This window comes from Fluviicola sp. (assembly GCF_039596355.1).
Taxonomy (GTDB): domain Bacteria; phylum Bacteroidota; class Bacteroidia; order Flavobacteriales_D; family Crocinitomicaceae; genus Fluviicola.
In genome coordinates, this window is sequence record NZ_JBCNJW010000001.1 from 872,006 (window position 1) to 889,872 (window position 17,867).

Here is a 17,867-nt window from a genome sequence, read left to right on the forward strand (position 1 = left end):
TACCTGTTTATTGAAAAATGTAGAAATACATGAAATTAAAAACATGTAAAAAATACGAATAATAAGTTTTTTACACGTTTTGTGGTTTTTCTGTTAAAACTATGGAGTGATTCATTACCAGTGAAATAATCGTTTATATTTGAAAATACATGTACCTGGTGCATGATTGATGTAACAACTATTCACGTCCGCAATTCGCCGGTTCGACACGGAAATCCCGTGCTCATCCGGAAAATGACAGATGTCTTAACATATTGAAAATGGAATGCCTGAATTGGTGAGGGGAAAACGCTGTTCTTTTCCTCGCTGGTTAAACTGCATGATTCGGATAAAACGGATGAAATAGGCCTGTTTTGTCCGAAGATAATCAATATTGCCTTGCAACCTGGATCTGGCTGGCACACGGAATAGGACCATTTAGTTGTTCCTGCCGGCTATTTATGACGAACTGTTGCAGGAAATGCTATGAAAACAAACACACGCTCACTGAGTCTTAAATCAAGACACCCTCCTTGAAACCCTGATTTCATTGGAAAAAACATTCACAAAATCACTATTCACAACAAAAATGAATCAAGATGAAATACAAATACTTAGTAGTTTTCTCGGCACTTTTTCTCTTTAATAAAGGTGTTTTGGCCCAGACAAAAAATGTTCCTGCGGGAAGCAACGGATATTCCTGGGGATATGGAACTTCAAATATTTTGGGAGGAACAACGATTCCAATCTCAGCAGCACCTTACCAGGTTTCCATGAAAATTGGTGGGAGTCATGCGTGCGGAGGTTCAATCATTTCCGACCAATGGATCCTGACCGCTGCCCACTGTGTGGTACTGGGAGGAGCAACCACATCCAATACAATCATTCACGCCGGAAGCAATAACCAAACGAGCAGTGCCGGACAGAATATCGCTGTAAATGCCATCTATGTACACCCGAGCTACAACAGTTCCAATTCGGAGAATGATGTGGCATTACTGCACCTTGCAACACCTTTGCAATTCAATAACGACGTCATGCCGATTGAATATGCAAATAGCTGTAATACCAATACTTCGGATTACAATGCGGGGAATAACGTGTATTTGTCCGGTTGGGGAATTACCTGTAATTCGTGCGGAGTTGCAACGTATCTGCAGGGATTAACGATCCCGTTTGTTACGAATGCTACAGCTATGGCTATCAATGCAGCGTACAATGCCGCTTACACGCAGAATATCTCGTCCAACATGATCTCGTTTTACAATTCGGGAACAGGTGCTGGACCAGGTGACAGCGGTGGCCCGGCTGTGATTAATAAAAACGGGAACAAAATTAACCTGGGTGCATCCAGCTGGGGTTACTGGCCGAAAGACCAATTGCCGACAGTGTATACCAATATCCGGAATTACGCACCATGGATTCAGAGCATTACAGGCTTTTCCATCAGTAAATCAGGATTGGATTTGTATTCCAAAGACAAACCGTGGGACATGGGGAGAGAGCCCAGCAACGTGAGCAACCTGTGGGAAAGTGAGGACATTTGGGTACGCCGGCAAAATGACGGTATCGCAAACCAGGTACACCAGGATCCGGAATACTATGCGGTTGCATCCAACCACGATTATGTGTATGTGCGCATCAGAAACAGAGGATGTGTCGCTTCTACAGGAACAGAAAAAGTAACCTTGTACTGGGCGAAAGCTGCAACATCATTGGGATGGCCGAGTAACTGGAATGGTTCGGTGCTTACCAGTGGCGGATTCCCGCTTGGAGGAGTAATCGGAACGATTACATTGCCGGTGATTCAACCTGGAAATGCGACCATTGTTACGTTCCCGTGGAACCCGCCAAACCCGGCAAATTACGTCGGAGGATTAACAAGTGATCCATCGTTGTTCTGGGCTGAAGAGCCACATCATTTCTGTCTGTTGTCCAGAATTGTTGCGGCAGGTGATCCAATGACCGTAGCTGAAACAGTGAACCTGGGAGCCAATGTAAATAACAATAATAATATCGTGTGGAAAAACCTGTCTGTTGTGGATCTCGACCCGACCAATATCGCGCCGGGTGGAACACTTCATACCGGAGCTACAGTGCTTGTAGGTGATTCATGGGATCACGGCGGAGTGTATACTCTTGAGTTCACCAACCCGGATTATTTTACCGGAAACCCGGTTACAGCTGAAGCCGAAGTGCGCATCACATTGGATGCTGCGTTGTGGGATAAATGGGTACATGCAGGGTATCAGTCTGAAAACATAGAAGTTGCTAATCCGCAGGAACACCAGTTGGTGATGACCGGACCGAATGCAAAACTGCAGAACCTGGCATTCACGCCAAATGAGCGAAACCTGGTACATGTGGCTTTCAACTTCTTAACACAGCAGGCGAGCAATCAAAATGAATTCGATTTTTGTGTCATTCAAAGACAAAGCTCCGATAACTCGGTGGTGGGCGGAGAAACCTACAAAATCTATAAATCAGAAAAAAGAGCACTTTTCGTAGCGAATGCAGGCGAAGACGAAGAAATCGAGCAACTGAGCAGTACCACGTTGAGTGCATATCCGATTGGAGAACAGGCAGTCTACAATTGGTATGATGAAAGCGGTAACCTGGTGTACACCGGTAAAGACTTTACCGTTACCCCGGATGTGACTACGAAATACAAATTGGAGGTAATCGCTTCTATCGACGGATTCAAAGATTACGATGACGTGGAAGTGAAGGTCAAAGAGTTTGCAATCAACAGCATCTCTCCCAACCCTTCAAGTACTGTCATCAATGTGGAGTACACCGCTCAAAAAGCAAGTTCTGCATACGTGATGATTGTGCCGTTGTTCACCGGAACATCGAACCAATACATCCTGAACACATCCGTGAAATCAAAAACAATCGATGTGTCAGCTTATGCAAAAGGACAATATGCTGTTGTATTGATTTGCGATGGGAATGTGGTCGATTACAGAAATATTTTAGTTCAATAATAGGTAAATCAAATGCAGGGCGGGGTTGGGTAATCCTGCCTTGCATTGATCAAATAACGTATCGCATGAAAAAGATCATTCTCTTCGGCTTATTGCTCCTGCCCGTTTTTGGTTTTTCGCAAACAATTGACAGTGTAGCTGTGACAATCGGTAGTCCCTCAAGTTCCGTTTATATCAAAGGGATCAGGCCGCAAATGGAGCTGTCCGGGATCACATTGACCGCGTTGAATGATATGAATAATACGCAGGTTCTCAACTTGTATTTCAAAGGATGCCCGCTGAACCAGATGGTTTTTCCCTATGATACCGTCATCAATTTAAACGTTCCGTTTCCGTTTGCACTGGAGATCAACTCTTTTCACGATACATCAGTAGTCTGCCCCTATCCGTCAAATCCGATGCTGGTAGACACTTTCCATTTGTATTCTTCCGAAATTTTAGGAATCGGAGAACAACTCAATAAGGGAAAAAGTGTGGAAGTATATCCCAATCCGGCAAACAATTCGATGGATGTGCGAGCCGGGGTTGAAATAGAAGAAATTTCTGTTTATTCGATGGAAGGCAAACGGTTGTCAGAAAAAGTAATCGGGAAAAAGAATTTCACCGTGGATCTCTCCGACTATTCCCCGGGGCCTTATTTTTTGGTGCTGAAAACCCCGTCAACTGATTTGATTATCAAGCGAATTATTAAACGGTAAGATAAACGGGATCGTTCGATCAGTTAAAAACAACCAATTCAATGCGTTCAAACGAAAGTTCCGCACCTTCCGGGAAGGCATGTTGCGGGACAAAAGTCAGGGTAAAAGAGTGATAAGACCAGTTTTTTTGCCGGGCGGCAATTTCAAATACACGGGTCACGTCCCAGCTTTCATGCAAACCTGTTCCCGGATTTTTTGAATCTGCTGTTGAGCTTCCCCTCAGGCCATACAAAGCCATTGAACCGACCTGTAAACGCTCGTCAAAAGGGGCGTTTTTTGCATTCAGATAAACATCGATTAACGGAAAAACATGGTAGCCGCGGATGTGCAGAATGCGGAGCGAAAGGGCAGAAACAGTCGACGAAAAAGCCAATTGTTGCAATACGGAATGTGCCGCCGGAGTGTCAGCAAACCGGATTTCCAGTGTGGAAGGCCCTGAACGGAGTACCAGGTCATCGGTATGTTGCAGGATCGCAATCGTTTCTGAAGTTTGTTCGCGCATATGCTTGCTGTCTTGTTGCCTTTAGTACAAGGTACGGATTTAATGCATAATACCGGAACCTAAAACGATGCCGCCTAAAAGTGCCCAGACGTACCCGATTGATTTGCTGCCGGGAGGGACAAAGTATCGTTCAATGACTACTGTAAGACTAACGGCCAGCATCCATAAAGCAGAATGGTGAACGAGCATCAGCCCAATCATCGGAATCCAGCACATGCGGATGCAGTTGGTCCCGATTTTGATCCCGTAAACGATTGAATCTTTAAATAAAGACCACCCGTTGAGACGAATGGGCAGGGTGATATCGCATTTCATCATAGTGATCTTCCTTGATGGAAGCCAGCTGACAATGGCTGCGAGTAAGAAAATCAAACCTGCGGCCAGGTTCTGCACGTTTAGCGAAGACCCGGTAGAAATGTTTCCTGAAAATTCCGGAATCAGCCGGAAAAAGATGCCACAAATACTCCAGATGAACGTATATCCGAGCAGGAAAATCCCAATGGCCTGGGTACGGTTTCTTTGCCGGACAGAAAAAGCGACATGCCTGATCGGATATTTCAATAAAGGAAACATCATAGCAAAGACCATCAAAGCCCACGGAATCATTCCTGAAAAAATGGTAGCGTAAATACTGTCTTGAACACTTGTTTGTGTGACTTCGGCGGCGGAAGAAAAGGTCTCCCCTCCGTACTGGCCGGAAGAGAGACATAAAATGATATTTTTCGGTTGTGAAGATGCAGCGAAATGATCCGCGGAAAAGTAAGTATAGACGATCAGGATTCCCCAAACAGACGCACTCACAAGCCACGTCCACCATTCCGGGTGAGCAGCCAGAAAAATGCGGATCTGTGCAACATAATCGGTTGTTTTTTCCCGCGACCGGTTCGCTATTTCATACGATTCACTCACTGTATAAACTGATTCGTCCGATTGAAACCGTTACCTTATCACCTACTTCCCGATCCGGTTTGATACTGATGTCCAGTTTTTTCTCATCCCAGTTGGGCAGTGTTCGGAGGTGTGCGATTAAATCTGTCACATCCAGCTGTTCGTTCAGCCCGCTTCCGGAATGGTGTTTGTCACTGGTTGAAGCACGTTCTAACCCGAATAGTGCAATGGATCCTGCATAATTGGCTTGCTTGTTCCCATCCTTATCCGAAGCATTGATGTACACAGAATAAACCGGTGCAATTCCCGTTCCTTTGATGTTTTCAAAACGAAGCAAAATGTGCTTTTTATCACCCGCTCTTTCAAGTAGTCCGGCGCTTTTGAGGGCTGTTGCTTTCGCTCTCGAAGGAGACAGTTCAAGGGATAGTTGAGCACCTGTTTTTGTGAGTTCATGAGCTTTATCCGAAGCTGCAACGATATCCAGAGGTGGTACAAATCGTCTTACCAGCTTTTTAGTTGACTCGACAACCGGTTCGGTATTTTTCACCGGCACGCCCTGATAAGTATACCCGGAAAGTACTTTGCGTGTATCCAGCACGTCTTTATTCTGGATCACGACCGGTTTTCGGTCTTTGTCGTGGAAATCAAAGGAAAAATCCAGCCAATCTGATTTAGTAGGGTTGTGACGGTTACCTCCTAAATTCAACCAAACTTGCCACAAACGGTCGATGTTTGCGTGGTGAAGCCAGAATATCGGATCGAGTCCTGCGGTGTCTGGATCACCCATTGCTCCGCCGATGTCTACGTGGATTTTGTTGTGCGGCAAGCTTTCAAGTCCGCCGCTGTAACCGCCGCCATGATGAAATGTCGTAACAGGCCCTCCGAATCCGGTCATTCCATTGGAAAGCGTGGTATAAAAGTCGATGTCCAATGCAGTGAGAACGGTGTCTGCTGCTTTTACCTGGTTGTTTCGACCCGGCATCCACAATGGGTTGGAATCATCGTTTGGGGTCGTGAACGCAGCCGGAATATCCAGCCTTTCAGGATTGCTGATTTCAGAGTAATCCCAAAAAGGAAGTGCCCAGTCTGTTGGTCCGCCTAAATCTGCAACTGCTTGTGCAACGATTTGTTCGAAATAAGCCAGGTACATGCGGTGCCAGGGAAGAAAGTACCACGATTGGTGCTGGCATCTTTCCCAATAAGTGTCCCGCTCGCTCAAAGGAGGCAGGGTTCCTACTCCACTCCAGAAAGGATTGGAGGCATAAAATCCATGGATGGCTGCCTGGTAATACCAGCTTGTAGGATCAGTCGCAGGTCGTGTTTTCATGACTGCAACCGCTTTTGAATACCATTCCAGCGTTTTGTCGCCGGACGGAAGCTTGTAAACGTTTTTTCGTTCTTTCATAATGTATAGTGAATATGGTTACTTTCCGGAGCTGAATAGCTTGTTGTGTATGGTATTCAGCTGCCGGACGGGGTAAAAGTACAAAAGTAGCAATGCACTGTCAATAAGTAATTTTACCTGTTTTTGAAACTTGCGAAAGTACTTGTGTCAGGCAAACTGAAGCGTTAGGAAATCTTTTCGGACAACCAAAAGAAGGACTTCTGCGTCTGTAACAGACAAAACCATTTTGATCAGTCAATGCTTTATCAAAAAAGATCCAATTATCGAAAAGGCGCACTCTATTAGGTTTAAAACTTAATAGAAGGATGTTACAAAAGTCAAACAAGCGTCTGCGTCAGGCGTTTGGAGTTAATAAATGGGGACTGATCGATTTCCCTGTTCGGTTTTCGAACACCCGTATTTCCCGTCTGTATTTCGGAGATCAGCGCGGATGTTCCCGTTGTTTTCCACATGGATGGGAAACCGATAATTCCACGATTTCCAACCGGCAGCGGAATTGGAAGAAACAGCGGATGAAACAATGGAAATTATGAAGCAGGACTTTGTTTACAGGATTTCCACCCAGCCCTCGCCTCCATTCACCCGGATTCGTTGTCCGTCCGTGATGAGTTTGGTTGCATTTTCCACCCCGACAACTGCCGGAAGTCCGTATTCACGTGCAATAACTGCTCCGTGTGTCATCAAACCACCGACTTCCGTCACCAATCCCTTGATGGAGACAAACAGCGGTGTCCAGCTGGGATCGGTAAAGGTGGTTACGAGAATATCGCCTTCTTCCAAAACGGCTTGTTCCATGGTGAGGATCACGCGTGCCCGTCCTTCGATTACTCCGGTTGAAACAGCCAGCCCGGCAAGTGCATTTTCGGGAAGATCTTCCCGTTTATAGCGGCCGCTGATCACCTCACCGTCGGATGTGATGAAACGGGGCGGTGTCAATTTTTCATACGTTTTGAACGCATCTTTTCTTTGCTGTATGAGCTGCTGGTCGACTTTCCCGGTGCGGAAAATGTCCTGTAATTCCTCGAAGCGAAGGAAGAAAATGTCCTCCTTACTGCTCAGAACACCTGTCAATTCCAGGTTTTCAGCTTCTTTCATGAGTGCCTGTTTGTACTCAAAATAATGGTTGATCATCAGGTATTTCGGATACTCGCGGTAACCACTGAAAATCCGGAGTTGTGCAACCCTTTGCCGGGTTTCGGAAGCCTTTTCTTCGCCATCCGGGAGTTGTTTCAATCGCGTAAGTAATTCCTGTTCTTTTTCCAGTGCTTCAGCTCTGCCCAGTTCAAATTTCCGTTTCCCCGCCTGTGGTTCGAAGTTCCGGATATTATTGAGAAGCAATGGAATCAGGATCGTTGGTTTTTCGCTCCAGCGCGTTTTGGTAATGTCAATTTCACCGGCACAGCGCATGCCGTATTGATCCAAAAAATGCGTAATCGCTTCGTGAACAACTTCCCCTCCGTTGAATGCCTTGATTTCATGGAGAAAATCTTCTCCCGGCGTATTTTCCAGGAAGGTTCTGATTTCCGGGTACAGACGAATGATATCTGCCACATCCATCAATGCAAGTCCCATTTCAGAAGTCACATTATTGTCAAGCGATTGGGAAAGCACATCAGCGGCATTCTTTTCGCCCAGCCATTCCTGCATGTGCTCATTGATCCAGGCGGAAGCCGTAATACCAGCCATCAACGCCTGGAAACCTTTCGGATCAAAGAGTAGTTGCCGGAGTCTACCCAAATCTTCCCGGATAAAATCCAGGAGCCCCGATCCTGTTTTTGTCCGGATTTGTTCGTGTAATTCCTGAATTGCCTGCCTGCCTTTCCGGATTAGTTCCGTCACAATTTCCGGATCGTTTGAAAGTGTTACTTCTGAAGTTAGTTTGTTGGTGATCGGTTGGGTTTGTTCACTGGAAAGCGGAATGATATTGCGTTCCATTATGTCCGTCAAGGCATCTTTTGAGAGTGGATCCGACTTTCCTAGTGTGTTTAGTAGCGAATCTCTTCCTGTTTGTGAAGCAAGCTGTTTGGAAATATCCAAAAACAACCTTCCGCCCGCCGTGTGCATCGGGTGGGAAGTAGACAATTGCCAGAAAGAAATACCAAGCGGTTTCATGGCATCGGTCATCATCTGCTGGTGACCAACAGATACATATACTTGTTTTTCATTGTCTGCCACCTCCGGAACCGGGAATAGAGTTGTAATCGGTCTGCTTTGAACGATGTAAAAAACGCCATTGTCCAGGCACCATTCAATATCCTGCGGATAACCAAAATGAGCCTCAATGCGTCTTCCGATCCGTTCCAGTTCCAGGATTTGCAGATCTGTCAATACCTGTTCGCGCTGGTTTTCCGGCTCCAATTCCTGTTCCATGGTTCCTCCTTCCGGAAGCGGATAAATTGCGTGCTTTTTCAATGGGATTTTCCGGTCGGTAATCTGTCCGCCCTGAATCCGGTAAGTGTCGGCATTGACTAAACCGGATACCAAAGCCTCGCCTAATCCGTAACCGGCGTCAATTGATGAGATGTTCCGGTTGGAAGTAATGGGATCGGCGGTAAACAAAATTCCGGAAACTTGTGGAAAGACCATCTTCTGAATCACGACTGAAAGCTGTATTTGCCGATGTCCGAAACCGTGTTGAATCCGGTAAGTCACCGCCCGCTCGGTAAACAGCGATGCCCAGCATTTGGGGATGTGTTTCAGGATGGATTCCGTTCCGGTAACATTCAGAAAAGTATCCTGCTGACCTGCAAAAGAAGCTGTTGGGAGGTCTTCAGCAGTGGCACTTGAACGAACAGCATAAGCATCTGTTTCACCGAATGTCAGGAGGCGGTCTGAAATGGCTTTTTGAATAACCGGTGGTATTTCTATATTGGTGATTATTTGATGAATACGATTACTTGTTTCACTAATTACTTTATGGTTTTCGGCGGGAAGCTGCTCCAATTCGGTCAGTAATAAATTCAGTTCCGGATGGTTTTCCGTTAATTCCTGATAAGCGTCCGTCGTAATGCAGAAACCGTCGGGAACGCGGATTCCTTCAATCCGGGATAATTCTCCCAGGCTAGCGCCTTTTCCACCTGCAATTGGTAGTGATTTTCTATCAATTTCGTTGAAATTGAGCACATATGAATCCTTTCTCATTTGTTCTCCGGTTTGGGATTATTCAATTGCTTAATTGCATCATTCATGAGGTCGATTGCCTGCGAAAAGTACCGTTCGATTACAGTGACCTCTTCTTCGGAAAAAGAAGCCGTAAGCTTTTCCGACCGACTTCGAAAATCGGCATAAAGCGGCTGCAAAAGCGCCATAATGTTGTCTGTATTGGCTTTGATGATCACTTTTCTGCGGTCGTTTTCAGCAAAATGCCTGCTCACCAGTTTTTTCTTTTCAAACCGGTCAATTAAACCCGTTACAGCACCGGTTGTCAATCCGGTTAGTACGGCCAGTTCTCCGGCGGTCATGGTTCCCTTTTCCATCAGGAAACCCAGGTATTTGTGGTCGGTTCCGGAAAGTCCTGCCCGGCGTGCTACCGCTTCGTGCATTTGAATAGAGGTATAAGCATAACGCTGAGTTAACTTCCGGATGATTGTAATTGGATCGCTCATTTATCTTGGCTAATAAATATCTTAGTTGCAAAGATAAATAAAACGAGGTATGTAATCCAACTATTTTTCACGATTTCAGTCCGAAGGTTGTATCTTGGTTCTATGAATATGTCTGAGTATCGATCCGTTGACGTTTTTCTATCGGGAAAATCGGAGTACACGCTGAGTTTGTTTACACATTTTGTGAAGGAATATGAAGCGCTTGGTGCAATTACGCTGGAGCCGACCAAAACCATGATTGCAATTGATAACGGACAAAGACGTGTGGCCTGGATCACTCAGTTGGGAAAGAACTTCATTCACGTGGTTTTTCCATTCAAACAGCCCTTTCACGATAATTTGTGTTTTCAAAAAGTGGGTCAGGTTCCGGGAAGTGGCCAGTTTAATCATCATTTCCGGATGTTACAGTTGGAAGATGTGAATGAGGAAGTGAAAGGATTTATGCGGATGAGTTTGGAGGGGTGAGAGATTTTCGGTCTTTGCCTGGTATGAACAGCTGGACGTAATTCCGCAATATTACGTCTGTGGTAGAAACAAAAAAAACGGCCATAAGCCGTTTTTCATTTCCTGATTCCAGTCATTCGAATATATGGATTATTATTTCTGTACCTGGAATTTGAAAGTATAGTTAAAAGTATTCCCGATCAGGTTTTGCGGTACACTCAATTTGATTTGTTTCACTTGTTTTTCTACTGCAGCTTTCATTTCCTCTGAGTCGGAAGTGATTTCAACAATTTCTAGTTGATTTTCTGCTACCACACGCACTTTTACGTTCACCGTGGTTTCGATTCCTTTTGCTCTGAGAGCTTCAGGGTACGAAATTTTTCGGTGCATGATGCGGTCCAGTAATGTTTCTCCGTTTCCTGCCAGTGCAGTGTAACTAGTTGCGAAAAGTAAGCTTGTGAATAAGACGATTGCTTTCATATCTTCAATTTTTTGATTGGTTTCCCGTAAGACCTGTTCACTTCTCATTTGTTACAGCGGATCAAAAAAAAAGATTGTTAAGAAACGTGAATCCCTTGCTGTGACTGGTTAATCGAATGAATTTTTTTTTCAATAACCTGATCTTCTGCATCAATGGTACCGCAGTAATGCTTCAGCCTGGCTTCGATCAGTGTTCCCTTTTCTGATGTTTGATCAAACACTTTTTCAGACCGATGATCTGGTTTCTTATTGGAGGTTCGGTCTTTTTTAATGAAAAAATGAATGAAAAATTTGTGTAGCTAAATGGCTACACATATATTTGTAGTCAAATAACTACATAATGAATTTACGACGAGATGTTTTTCAGGCAATAGCAGACCCTACCCGGAGAGCGATTCTGCTGCTGGTAGCAGGTCAATCCATGACGGCGGGGGCCATTGCTTCCAATTTTGATACGGCACGGCCTACGGTTTCAAAGCACTTGCAGATTCTGACCGAATGCGAACTGCTGAAACAGGAACAGAACGGTAGAGAGGTTTACTATCATTTAAATGCCCTGGGAATGAAAGATATAGCAGATTTTATTGAGCCGTTCCGCAAGATGTGGGATGAGCGCTTCAATAAACTGGAAGAAGTCATGAAGCAGTACAAAACAAATAAGCAATAAATCAGGACATGGAACGAAAAACGAAAATTGATGCCGAAAACGGCAGGCAGGAACTCACGATTACCCGTGAATTTGACCTACCGGTGGATCTCTTATTCAGAGCTTATACTGAAGCTGGGATTGTGGAGCAATGGATGGGAACTAAAGTGTTGAAACTGGAAAATAAAAAACACGGTGGCTGGCAGTTTCAAACCAGCGACCAGCAGGGAAATGTGGTTTTCCAGGCGAACGGAACCATTCATGAATTGATTCCGGATCGTCAGATTATCCGGACTTTTGAAATGGAGAACTCCCCTTTTCAACCGCAACTGGAATTCCTGGATTTTGAAGCATTAACCGACGATACCAGTAAACTGACCATGCAGATTGTTTACCGGTCGGTGGAGCTTCGGGACAAACAGTTACAACTCCCGTTCGCACAGGGAATCAACATGGCGCATAACCGCCTGCAGGAAATTGGAAACCAACTTAAATAAGAGCAGATGAAAAAGAGTACGAAAATAGCTTACTGGATTTTTACCGTTTGGATGTCGCTTGGAATGACTTCCAGTGCCATTGTGCAGTTGGTGGGAATGAAAGAAGAAGTCTTGATGTTTGAGAAACTGGGATATCCGGCTTACCTGATGACCTGGCTGGGCGTTTGGAAGATTTTGGGAGTATTGGTCGTGTTGCTGCCGAAACTTCCTGTATTGAAGGAATGGGCGTATGCCGGGTTCTTTTTTGCGATGTCGGGAGCGGCATTCTCGCACCTGGTTTCTGCACATCCGTTCAGCGAAACGTTTCCATCCATCTTGCTTTTGGTTTTAACAGGATTATCCTGGTATTTGAGACCGGCAAGTAGAAAAGTTGTTTCAGTTGCGTAACTTTATTCAAAGATTGAATACATGAGTCAGATGAACCCGAAAGTGGATTTCTTCTTCCATAAAGCCGGAAAATGGCAGGAAGAATATGAGAAGTTGCGAACGATTGTTTTGGATTGCCAACTCACGGAAGAATTGAAATGGGGTGTTCCCTGCTACACGTTCCAAAAATCGAATGTGGTACTGATTCATGGATTCAAGGAATATTGCGCATTGCTCTTCCCGAAAGGCGCATTATTGAAAAATTCCGACGGAATCCTGATTCAGCAGACGGAAAATGTACAGGCCGCAAGACAGGTGCGTTTTACCAGCCTGGAGGAAATTACGGCGTTGGAGCAGATCCTGAAAGCGACCATTTTTGAAGCTGTCGAAGTGGAAAAAGCTGGCTTGAAGGTGGAAATGAAAAAAACGGTCGAATTTGCCATGCCGGAAGAATTTCAGGCAAAACTGGACGAACTTCCGGCTTTGAAAAAAGCATTTGAAGCGCTGACACCCGGAAGACAGCGGGCTTACCTGCTCCATTTCGGGCAGCCCAAACAGGTAAAAACACGCGAAGCACGCATCGAAAAAAGTATGGAAGCCATTATGAACGGCCGTGGCTTAAATGATTAACGAAATTCCCCTGAAAATATGAGTAAGCAAAAGCAAGTGTCGGCTGAAGAACAATCCGGTTTATTACAGGTGTTGCAAACACGCTTTGAAAAACACATGAACCGCCATAAAGGGTTGATTTGGCAGGATGTTGAGCAAAAAATACGGGCTAATCCCGGAAAACTTTGGTCTCTGAATGAAATGGAACTGACCGAAGGAGAACCGGATGTGATTGGTTTTGATGCAAAAACGAATGAATACATTTTCTGCGACTGCTCGGCTGAAAGTCCGAAAGGGCGCAGAAGTCTGTGCTACGACCGTGCAGCTCTGGATGCCAGAAAAGAACACAAACCCGAAAACAGTGCGGAAGACCTGGCACAGGCAATGGGAGTTGAACTGTTGACGGAAGAAGATTACAGAGAACTACAGCAATTGGGTAAGTTCGATCTGAAGACATCCAGCTGGGTGAAAACACCTGCCGCAATCCGGGAATTGGACGGAGCGCTGTTTTGCGATCGCCGTTATGACCATGTTTTCCTGTATCACAACGGAGCGTCTTCTTACTATGCAGCACGTGGGTTTCGTGGAAAATTGAAAGTTTAATCAGGTGGACGTAATATTGCGGAATTACGTCCGGACGCAGCAGGAGGATAAAACTATCTGATTTCGAAATACGCGTATTTCTACCGGTGTCTGACAGCCTGTAACTCATTAACTTGGCTTCGTTTAACCCGAAAACCATAGATGATATGAGTACCATTTCTTTACCATGCAAGCTGTTATGCGCATCTGTTGCTGCTTATGCAATCAATCCCAAAGATCGTAGTGGTCAGTATGACCCGGCAACAGGAACCGATTATGAAAAAGAATACAAGGCTGTAAGTTTTATTGGAACACCTTATGTAATCACCGATTTACAAATCGAAGCGGCATTGGTGGGCAAAACCGAATTCGGAATTATAGTTGCTTTCAGAGGAACGCTACCTCCTGCCCTCCATTGGGATTCCATCCTGGATTGGATTCAGGACTTTTTTATGCCGACTACCAAATACCCGGATATTGAAGGAGAAATACATGCTGGCTTTGCGTTTGCTTTTACGGCCTTGAGAGACGGAATTTTCAAAGCGGTTAAGGAGCTGGATCAGGGAGCCGGACTTCCGGTGTACATTACCGGTCATAGTAAAGGTGGTGGAATTGCACCAATTGCCGGGATGTTCTTCAAAAAAAGTGGTTTGCTGAATGTGGAGCAGGTCATTACGTTTGCCGGACCACATCCCGGAAATCTCGCATTTGGAAAAAGCTACAGCCAGCTCTTCCCGAAAGCCATCCGGTATGAGAATTACCTCGATATCATCCCGCTTCTTCCTCCCAATCCCGAGTTTGTGGACTTACTGGAAACACTTCCGGGTTTGCCAAAGAAATTTGTTGAATTACTGAATGAAATGAAAAGCCTGGATTATGAGCCTGTCGGGTATCTCCGGTATATTGACCATAAAGGAAAAGTAAATCCGCTGGTTCCGGGAGAAACTACGCGAATCAAAGCAATTAGAGACCACCTGATGACAGGACAGTTTTCTTCCGTTGTTGATGCGCATCATCCGGGCTGCGGATACCGCTACATGAAAGCTGTTTGTGGTGGAACAGTTTGCGATTCCTGAAAAGCAGAAATTTTGTTTATTTGATGTAAAAGGTGTCTCAATCGAGTTGGAGACACCTTTTTGTTTTTCTCAATATCCATTCTACTTTAACAGGTTATGGATGTGTGAGTGTATTTCATTTAGTTGATTTCCAAGCTTTTGAATTGTAGTCATTAAATCAATACTTTCTGTGTGCTTTTCCAGCTGATCCAGAGTTGAAGTATCCATTCCGAACATACCGAAAGACGTTTTCAGTTTATGAGCTTCCCGTGAAATGGCGGTATAATCCGAGTGTTCACGGGCTGCGGAAATAAGGTTCAGCGATTCCTGTGAATTGATCAGGAACAACTCCAGCATTTGTTTTTCAAAAGCTTCATTTCCACCGGATGCTTCTTTCAGGATTGCCAGGGAGAATTGAACGGGGGCTACTACCGTTGATTCCATATTTTCCTGTGGGACCCAAAACTTGATTTTATCAAACAACTCTGCTTTCCGGAAAGGTTTTGAGAGGTAATCATTCATCCCGATTTCCAGGCAGGTCTCTTTTTCTTTTACAATGGAATGAGCTGTCAGGGCAATAATCGGAGTTGGGGAATGCAGCTCATTGCGAATGAATTCTGTTGCCTGGTAACCGTCCATTTCCGGCATCTGGATATCCATCAAAACCAGGTCGTATGTTTTCTGCTGAAATAGCTCTATCCCTGCTTTTCCGTCTTCCGCAATATCGAGTTCCACCAAAGTGTCTGAAAACAATTGTTGCGCAAAAAAGCGGTTAATCTGGTTGTCTTCACACATCAGGATGCGTCCTCTGAGTTGCGTGTAATCGTCTGTAGCACCTGATGATTCTGTTTCCTGCTGTTCTTCGGCGATATCAAATGCCAGCTCAAAAGTAAATTCAGTCCCTTTTCCGGTTTCACTGGTGGCAAAAATGGTTCCTCCCTGTCTTTCAACCAGCAGTTTACAGATATTCAATCCAAGACCTGTACCGCCGTATTTCCGGGTGGTGTTTTCTTCTGCCTGTGTAAACCTTCCGAAAATGCTTTCCAGCTTATCTTCCGGAATGCCAATCCCGGTGTCGGAAACGCGAAATATCAGTTCTGTCTGCTTCCTTCTCTTTTTCTTCAATTCAACAGATAATTTCACTTCTCCGTCTTGTGTGAATTTCAAAGCATTGTCAACCAGGTTGATCAAAATCTGTGAAAGACGGTGTTTATCTCCGAGCAGATGATCCGGAATTTTCGGATCAATGGTGTAGCCGAACTGCAACTGTTTCTGATCTGCTTTCACCTGTAAAATGGAAAATACATTCTCTACCGTATCGTCCAGGTTGAATACCGCTGAATCGAACTGGAACAACCCGGCTTCGATTTTACTCAGATCCAGGATTCCGTTGACCAGATAAAGCAGTGAATCTCCGGCATTTTTCACCGATTGAAGTTGTTTTGTTTTGGAGTTGTCGGTTTCTTTTTCAAGCAATAATTCAGTAAAACCGAGAATTGCATGGATCGGAGAACGCAGTTCGTGACTGATATTCGCAATGAAATGATCTTTTTGAATACTCAGTTCCTCCAGTGCATCCACAGCCTTAATATCGTTGGTGATATCGATCGAAATATTGGTAATCTTCGTAATATTTCCATCCAGGTCAATAACCGGGCTGTAAGAGGATTGTACCCAGATGGTATCTCCTTGTTTGTTTTTGCGTTTGAGTTTGCCCAAAAACGGTTCTCCCGCAGCCAGCTTTTTCCAGAAATAATCCTGTTCCTCCGGGTTCAAATCTTGTTTCAGTAAAAGCGAGTGTTTTTGTCCCACCAGTTCCTCCGGGCTATAACCGAGCATGTCGGCAAGCTGGTTGTTTACGCTCAGGATGGTTCCGTCGACTGAAAATTCAATCACGGCGTTGGATTGCGAAATGGCCTGGAGCAAGCTGTTGTATACTTTGTCCTGAACCTGAAGCTGTTTCTCTGAAAGTTCAATTTTCTCAGTCAAAACAGTTCTTAATTCGTGTTCCATTTCTTCATTCTGTCTCTTGGCTTCTAGGTGGAGCATCACGATTTTAGCCACATCCCGCAATGCCTGACGCTGCATTTCAGAAAGTTGTTGAGGTTTGAAATCTGCTGCGCATACCGAACCGATCGCGTAACCGTCTTTAGCGCGTAAAGACACACCTGCATAAAAGCGGATTCCGTTTTCAGCCTGTACATGAGGATTTTCGGTCAAACGGTCGTCCTGCAGTGTATCCGTAATTTCCAGGATATCCGGTTCTTTTAAAGTGTACTGACAGATGGTTTCCTCAACGGGAAGCTCCACCATGTCCATCCCGATCTTCGATTTGTACCACTGCCTCCTGTCGTCAATAAAAGAGATCAGGGCAATCGGTGTATTACAGATGGTAGAGACCAAACTGTTGAGCGTATCGTAAAATTCTTCCGAAGGAGTATCAATTACTGCATAAGCCAGCAAAGACTTTATTCTGTTGATATCTTTAATGTAATTGTCCAAGCGTAATCTAAAAAGTGACTTAAACAAAAATAAACTTTTTCTTGAAATGCTAAAATGGATTCAAGGGGTAAATCGGTTAAATCTGCAGTGTCCCCCGTCTGTTTAAAGATCAAGGATGTCATGGTCTTCCCGGTGCTTTCTCACTTTGCCGGGAGCATTGATGATGCTGGTAAACGCCTGTGTGATCAGGACCACTTCGCAGATCAGCATGAGGTAGAAACCCGAAAACATAGAATTCTCATAACGCGTGGCAGCACTCGCTTCATTCGTATAAATGAGCAGAATCATGGAGGCAGTAAACGTACAGGCACATATAACGGCAGAAACAACAGAAGCCGGAAACAAGAAACGCGATAACACCAATAGTCCTGCTACGGGTAAGTTGATCAGCGCAAACAGGGATCCGAAACCGTTCAACTCAAATACCGAATGAGTGGATGAAAACTCCATCACTTTCAGAACGGTAAAACTATCCGCCTGGACCGATGCTTTGGGAAGAAGCGTTTCATAAAAAGGCAAAAACATCGAAACAACAACGATTCCGAAGCAGGCAAGTGTTAATATGGGCGATCGGTTTCTCACGGTAGCGCGGGCGAAATCTGATTAAATGTACGAATACTAA

18 protein-coding genes are annotated in these 17,867 nt (G+C 44.8%); 10 read left to right on the forward strand and 8 right to left on the reverse strand.

The window, feature by feature from the left end; genetic code table 11:
- Positions 1–578: 578 nt before the first annotated feature.
- Positions 579–2,966, forward strand: a complete 2,388-nt coding sequence (locus tag ABDV94_RS03595; RefSeq protein WP_343604834.1) for a serine protease — start codon at positions 579–581, stop codon at positions 2,964–2,966.
- Positions 2,967–3,031: 65 nt separating this feature from the next.
- The gene (locus ABDV94_RS03600; protein WP_343604836.1) at positions 3,032–3,664 is read left to right on the forward strand and encodes a T9SS type A sorting domain-containing protein; all 633 of its coding nucleotides are present in this window, start codon (positions 3,032–3,034) and stop codon (positions 3,662–3,664) included.
- Between the two features lie 19 nt (positions 3,665–3,683).
- Here the strand turns inward: ABDV94_RS03600 and ABDV94_RS03605 are convergent, their stop codons facing one another.
- The 3 genes from ABDV94_RS03605 to ABDV94_RS03615 are packed head-to-tail and all read right to left on the reverse strand — an operon-like array spanning position 3,684 to position 6,459.
- Positions 3,684–4,166 (reverse strand): hypothetical protein, encoded by a 483-nt coding sequence (locus ABDV94_RS03605; protein ID WP_343604838.1) that lies wholly within the window; start codon positions 4,164–4,166, stop codon positions 3,684–3,686.
- A gap of 39 nt (positions 4,167–4,205) precedes the next feature.
- Complete coding sequence (locus tag ABDV94_RS03610) at positions 4,206–5,075, reverse strand: DUF2182 domain-containing protein (protein WP_343604840.1); 870 nt, start codon at positions 5,073–5,075, stop codon at positions 4,206–4,208.
- Positions 5,068–6,459, reverse strand: a complete 1,392-nt coding sequence (locus tag ABDV94_RS03615; protein WP_343604842.1) for a tyrosinase family protein — start codon at positions 6,457–6,459, stop codon at positions 5,068–5,070. Before ABDV94_RS03615 ends, ABDV94_RS03610 begins: the two co-directional genes overlap by 8 nt.
- A gap of 305 nt (positions 6,460–6,764) precedes the next feature.
- Between ABDV94_RS03615 and ABDV94_RS03620 the strand changes: the two genes are divergently transcribed.
- Positions 6,765–6,992 (forward strand): phosphate ABC transporter substrate-binding protein, encoded by a 228-nt coding sequence (locus tag ABDV94_RS03620; protein ID WP_343604844.1) that lies wholly within the window; start codon positions 6,765–6,767, stop codon positions 6,990–6,992.
- 13 nt (positions 6,993–7,005) lie between these two features.
- Here the strand turns inward: ABDV94_RS03620 and ppsA are convergent, their stop codons facing one another.
- Both ppsA and ABDV94_RS03630 read right to left on the reverse strand, forming a co-directional pair.
- On the reverse strand, positions 7,006–9,600 hold the full coding sequence (gene ppsA, locus ABDV94_RS03625) for a phosphoenolpyruvate synthase (protein WP_343604846.1): 2,595 nt from the start codon (positions 9,598–9,600) through the stop codon (positions 7,006–7,008).
- Positions 9,597–10,064 carry a MarR family transcriptional regulator gene (locus tag ABDV94_RS03630; protein WP_343604848.1) on the reverse strand — a complete coding sequence of 156 codons (468 nt, stop codon included), beginning with the start codon at positions 10,062–10,064 and terminating at the stop codon, positions 9,597–9,599. The genes ppsA and ABDV94_RS03630 overlap by 4 nt, the downstream gene beginning before the upstream one ends.
- A 108-nt stretch (positions 10,065–10,172) precedes the next feature.
- Between ABDV94_RS03630 and ABDV94_RS03635 the strand changes: the two genes are divergently transcribed.
- Positions 10,173–10,529: a DUF5655 domain-containing protein gene (locus ABDV94_RS03635; RefSeq protein WP_343604850.1), complete on the forward strand. Its 357-nt coding sequence runs from the start codon at positions 10,173–10,175 to the stop codon at positions 10,527–10,529.
- A 132-nt stretch (positions 10,530–10,661) separates the two neighbouring features.
- On the opposite strand, the gene ABDV94_RS03640 is transcribed toward ABDV94_RS03635, so the two are convergent.
- Positions 10,662–10,988, reverse strand: a complete 327-nt coding sequence (locus ABDV94_RS03640; RefSeq protein ID WP_343604852.1) for a hypothetical protein — start codon at positions 10,986–10,988, stop codon at positions 10,662–10,664.
- A gap of 340 nt (positions 10,989–11,328) precedes the next feature.
- On the opposite strand from ABDV94_RS03640, the gene ABDV94_RS03645 reads away from it, so the two are divergent.
- The 6 genes from ABDV94_RS03645 (at position 11,329) to ABDV94_RS03670 (ending at position 14,764) form a co-directional block, all read left to right on the forward strand.
- On the forward strand, positions 11,329–11,655 hold the full coding sequence (locus tag ABDV94_RS03645) for a metalloregulator ArsR/SmtB family transcription factor (RefSeq protein ID WP_343604853.1): 327 nt from the start codon (positions 11,329–11,331) through the stop codon (positions 11,653–11,655).
- Positions 11,656–11,663: 8 nt separating this feature from the next.
- Positions 11,664–12,131, forward strand: coding sequence for an SRPBCC domain-containing protein (locus ABDV94_RS03650; RefSeq protein ID WP_343604854.1), 468 nt, complete (start codon positions 11,664–11,666; stop codon positions 12,129–12,131).
- 6 nt (positions 12,132–12,137) lie between these two features.
- Positions 12,138–12,518 (forward strand): DoxX family protein, encoded by a 381-nt coding sequence (locus ABDV94_RS03655; protein WP_343604857.1) that lies wholly within the window; start codon positions 12,138–12,140, stop codon positions 12,516–12,518.
- A 30-nt stretch (positions 12,519–12,548) separates the two neighbouring features.
- Positions 12,549–13,127, forward strand: a complete 579-nt coding sequence (locus ABDV94_RS03660) for a YdeI/OmpD-associated family protein (protein ID WP_343605351.1) — start codon at positions 12,549–12,551, stop codon at positions 13,125–13,127.
- A gap of 18 nt (positions 13,128–13,145) precedes the next feature.
- Positions 13,146–13,709: a DUF4256 domain-containing protein gene (locus ABDV94_RS03665; protein ID WP_343604859.1), complete on the forward strand. Its 564-nt coding sequence runs from the start codon at positions 13,146–13,148 to the stop codon at positions 13,707–13,709.
- Positions 13,710–13,855: 146 nt separating this feature from the next.
- A complete protein-coding gene (locus tag ABDV94_RS03670) occupies positions 13,856–14,764 on the forward strand; it encodes a lipase family protein (protein ID WP_343604861.1) in 909 nt (302 codons plus the stop codon).
- A gap of 81 nt (positions 14,765–14,845) precedes the next feature.
- On the opposite strand, the gene ABDV94_RS03675 is transcribed toward ABDV94_RS03670, so the two are convergent.
- Positions 14,846–17,245 (reverse strand): ATP-binding protein, encoded by a 2,400-nt coding sequence (locus tag ABDV94_RS03675; protein WP_343604863.1) that lies wholly within the window; start codon positions 17,243–17,245, stop codon positions 14,846–14,848.
- 102 nt (positions 17,246–17,347) lie between these two features.
- Positions 17,348–17,827: a hypothetical protein gene (locus ABDV94_RS03680; RefSeq protein ID WP_343604865.1), complete on the reverse strand. Its 480-nt coding sequence runs from the start codon at positions 17,825–17,827 to the stop codon at positions 17,348–17,350.
- Positions 17,828–17,867 lie beyond the last annotated feature (40 nt).